Here is a 3,807-nt window from a genome sequence, read left to right on the forward strand (position 1 = left end):
CCTACCATTAGTATATATCGATCACGATGCGGTCGCTTTTGGGTTGAAGGCGAGCCGTGTCGCTTTGCGCCGGCACCAAACTGGAGGAACTCTGTTTGGGCACGAAATCATCCAGGAAAGCCGCCGAAGCACCCGAGTCGGCCAATCTTGCGGCGCTGGCAAAGCTGACGATGGCTTCATACGAAACGCTCGAGCGCGATCTTCGAGCCAGGATCGCATCGCTCGAAGGGCAGGCGCTGCGATTTGAGACGGCGATCGACAACGTTTCGCAGGGCATCTGCTTTTTCGACGCCGGTGAACGGCTGATCCTGTCCAACCGCCGCTATGCGGAAATCTACCACATTGCGCCTGAGCAATTGCGGCCGGGGCTAACGCTCCGGGAAATCGTCGCACTTCGCGTCGCTGTCGGAACCTCCGCGACCGATGCCGACGCCTATCTTGCATTGGCCCGCTCCGCCAATTCGGGCACGGCACCAAGAGTATGGACCGCCAACCTCGCCGACGGTCGGACAATTCAGGTCTGCCACCAGCCTATGCCCGACGGCAGTTGGGTGGCCACGCATGAGGACATTACGGCGCTCGCTGCCAATCGACAGATCGCCGCTGAGCGCATCTCGCTGCAAACGCTGATCGACTGGGTGCCCGACTATCTCTGGGTCAAGGACACGGAAAGCCGCTTCATCGTGGCGAACAGGGCTCTCGCGCTCGACAGCGGAAGGGAGAAGACCAGCGACATGGTCGGTTTGACCGATTTTGATCTCCATGCCCCGGAACTTGCTCGGAAATTTCGCGCTGTGGAGCAGAACGTGCTCAGCAGCGGGCAACCAATGATCGACAAGGAAGAGTTCATTGTCGATGCATTGGGCGCCGGCAAGTGGGTGTCATCGACAAAGGTGCCGCTGCGCAATGCCCAGAATGACGTCATCGGACTGGTTGGCATCGCTCACGATGTCACCGCACGCAAGCAGGCGGACGTCCTTCGGGACGGGCAGGCGCATATCCTGGAAATGATCGCAATGAGCGCCCTGCTCGAAGACGTGCTCGACCGTCTGATGCGCCTCGTCGAGTCGCAGTTGACGGGGATATTCGGTTCCGTCCTGCTGCTCGACAAGGACGGCAGCCATTTGCGGCACGGCGGCGCGCCGAGCCTGGCGAAAGAATATACCGATGCCATCGACGGGATCGCCATCGGCCCCAAGGTTGGATCATGTGGCACCGCCGTCTACCGGCGGGAGCCGGTCATCGTCGCGGACATCATGCAGGACCCGCTTTGGGAAGAATACCGTCAGGTGGTGGCGCCCTTCGGCTATCGTTCCTGCTGGTCGACCCCGATCCTATCGCATCAAGGCGCCGTGCTCGGTGTCTTTGCGATGTATTCGATGACGGTGCGCGAACCGACCGAGGCCGAAACGCGGCTGATCGACTTCACGACACGGATTGCAGGGATCGCCATCGAGCGCAAACTGGCTGAAGACCAGATTCATTTCATGGCCAACCATGATGTGCTGACAGGGCTTCCAAATCGCGCTCTGCTCGAGGACCGGCTCTCGCAGGCTCTGCTCTATGCGCAGCGGTACGATCGCTGGGTGACGGTGGTGTTCATCGACCTCGACAATTTCAAACTCGTCAACGACACGCTCGGCCACAACGCCGGCGACGTACTGCTGAAGACCGTCGCCAACCGCATGGTCGAATGCGTAAGGCCGACCGACACAGTCGTGCGGCTTGGCGGCGACGAGTTCGTCATAGTCCTGTTCGACCAGCCGACGAATGTCGATCTGATCTCCGAGACCCTGCAAAAGATCCGGGCAGCGATCGCGGAGCCGGTTCATCTGGGAAGGCATCGGCTGAGGGCGACGGCCAGCATCGGCATCGCCAACTATCCCAAGGATGGGACGAATCCAGATCAGCTGCTGGCCAATGCCGATGCTGCCATGTACCGCGCGAAGGAATTCGGCCGCGACAATTTCCAGTTCTACGCTCCCGAGTTCAACACCAGGGCGCATGAGAAATTCCTGCTTCAGGAGGAGTTGCGAAATGCCCTGGCTCGCTCGGAATTCATTCTGCTCTATCAGCCGCAGGTCGATCTTCGCTCAGGAGACGTCTTTGCGGTCGAGGCTTTGCTGCGTTGGAAGCATCCGACGCGAGGCATGGTGGCGCCGGACACGTTCATTCCGACCGCCGAGGAGACCGGGCTGATCGTACCGATCGGCGACTGGGTCCTGCACGAAGCCTGTCGGCAGAACAAGGCCTGGCAGGATGCCGGTCTGCCACCCCTGACCGTATGCGTAAACGTCTCGGCGCGGCAATTCAGGGAACCGAACCTGATTGGCCGTGTCGTGAACGCGCTGACGGACAGCGGCCTGGAGGCCAGACATCTCGAGCTCGAGGTAACCGAGAGCCTTATCATGCAGGACGTCGAATTGGCGGTCGCGACGATGGACGCCTTGCAGAGCCTGGGGGTTCAGATTTCGATCGACGATTTCGGAACAGGCTATTCCAGCCTCAGCGCGCTCAAGACCTTTCCCGTGGCGCGGCTGAAGATCGACAAGTCATTCATCAAGGATCTCGCCGCCGACGAGAACGATCAGGCTGTCGCCAGCGCCGTGATTTCACTGGGTCAGAATCTGCATCTTAGGGTCATTGCCGAGGGAGTCGAGACAGACGACCAGGTGGCCTTCCTGCGCAAGAACAATTGCGATGAAATGCAGGGCTATCATTTCAGCAAGCCGGTCTCTGCCCAGGGCATCGAGAAACTGCTCCACACGGCGAGCGTGGCGGATGACGGCCAAGGCGTTCCGGCGTCGGGAACTCTGACGACAAAACAGGGATAGGCGAGGCCTATCTCCCGAGCACGAGGCTCCAGTAGCGCAGGCTCGGATCGCGGCCGTCGCGCACATAGGCGAGGCCGAAGCGGGAAAAGTCCGGGTCGAGCATGTTGCGGCGGTGGCCGTCCGAATGCATCCAGATGTCGAACAGCTTCTGCAGGTCGAAGCGGCCCTCGGCGATGTTCTCGCCTGCGGCGCCGCGTACGCCGTTGTCCTTCATGCGCGAGGCGAAGTCCTTGCCCCAGCCGGTGGTGTGGCTCATGCGGGCACGTGACGCCATATAGCCGGCCTGCTGCAGCGCCGCCTGTGCGAGCTGCGCATCGGCCGCCAGTGGCGGGAGCCCGGCCGAAGACCGGATGCCGGCGAGCGTCCCGGTGGCGGAGGAGGAGACCCCGGCGCCTTCTCCGGTCGGCAGCACAGTGGTCGAGCATGCGGCGAGCCCGGCCAAAGCGGCTATGCCAGCGCCTTTGAGCAGCAGGCGCCTGTTCAGGTCCGGGATCTGGTGGGTTTCGATTCTAGCAACGGTCATGCCCGCCTGACATAATGGCGATCATGGCTTTTGCCGGGCAGGGCGACGAAAATCTCCCGACGCGCCTGGTCCTAGGCGGCTTTCGCGGCGGGCGAACCTTGGCCGATCCGGTCGTCTTGCGTATGCTCCCACCAGGCGCCGAGCGCATCGATCAGCGGCACAAGCCCGCGGCCCGCTTCCGTGAGGTCGTAGTCGACGCGCAGCGGATAGCCCTGATGCGCCGTGCGCCGCACGATGCCGGCGTCCTCCAGCTTGCGCAACTCCAGCGCCAGAATGCGATGCGACACGGTCGGATTGTCACGCCGGAGCTCGCTGAAGCGTTTGGTCCCGTCCTTCAGATAATAGAGCAGCAAGGTCGGCCAGCGGCCGCTGAGCACGCGCATGGTCTCTTCGATCGGGCAGCACGAAATGACATCTTTCATTGGGGACCTGGGGGCGTGGTTACAGAAT

3 protein-coding genes are annotated in these 3,807 nt (G+C 61.8%); 1 reads left to right on the plus strand and 2 read right to left on the minus strand.

Annotated features, from left to right (window positions below; all coding sequences use genetic code 11):
* Positions 1–170 precede the first annotated feature (170 nt).
* Positions 171–2,834 (plus strand): EAL domain-containing protein, encoded by a 2,664-nt coding sequence (locus EN781_RS28170; RefSeq protein ID WP_245492672.1) that lies wholly within the window; start codon positions 171–173, stop codon positions 2,832–2,834.
* A 7-nt stretch (positions 2,835–2,841) separates the two neighbouring features.
* On the opposite strand, the gene EN781_RS28175 is transcribed toward EN781_RS28170, so the two are convergent.
* Together EN781_RS28175 and EN781_RS28180 are read right to left on the minus strand one after the other, a co-directional pair.
* On the minus strand, positions 2,842–3,357 hold the full coding sequence (locus EN781_RS28175) for a CAP domain-containing protein (RefSeq protein ID WP_127400543.1): 516 nt from the start codon (positions 3,355–3,357) through the stop codon (positions 2,842–2,844).
* A gap of 71 nt (positions 3,358–3,428) precedes the next feature.
* Entirely contained in the window at positions 3,429–3,779 is a 351-nt protein-coding gene (locus EN781_RS28180; protein WP_126055127.1) for a helix-turn-helix domain-containing protein, read from the minus strand.
* Positions 3,780–3,807 lie beyond the last annotated feature (28 nt).

Source organism: Mesorhizobium sp. M4A.F.Ca.ET.090.04.2.1 (genome assembly GCF_003999085.1).
GTDB lineage: Bacteria > Pseudomonadota > Alphaproteobacteria > Rhizobiales > Rhizobiaceae > Mesorhizobium.

Bases quoted from the DNA above. Each gene is read 5' to 3' on its own strand.
- EN781_RS28180 (WP_126055127.1), bottom strand. From the start codon at position 3,779: ATGAAAGATGTCATTTCGTGCTGCCCGATCGAAGAGACCATGCGCGTG.
- EN781_RS28170 (WP_245492672.1), top strand. From the start codon at position 171: ATGGCTTCATACGAAACGCTCGAGCGCGATCTTCGAGCCAGGATCGCA.
- EN781_RS28175 (WP_127400543.1), bottom strand. From the start codon at position 3,357: ATGACCGTTGCTAGAATCGAAACCCACCAGATCCCGGACCTGAACAGG.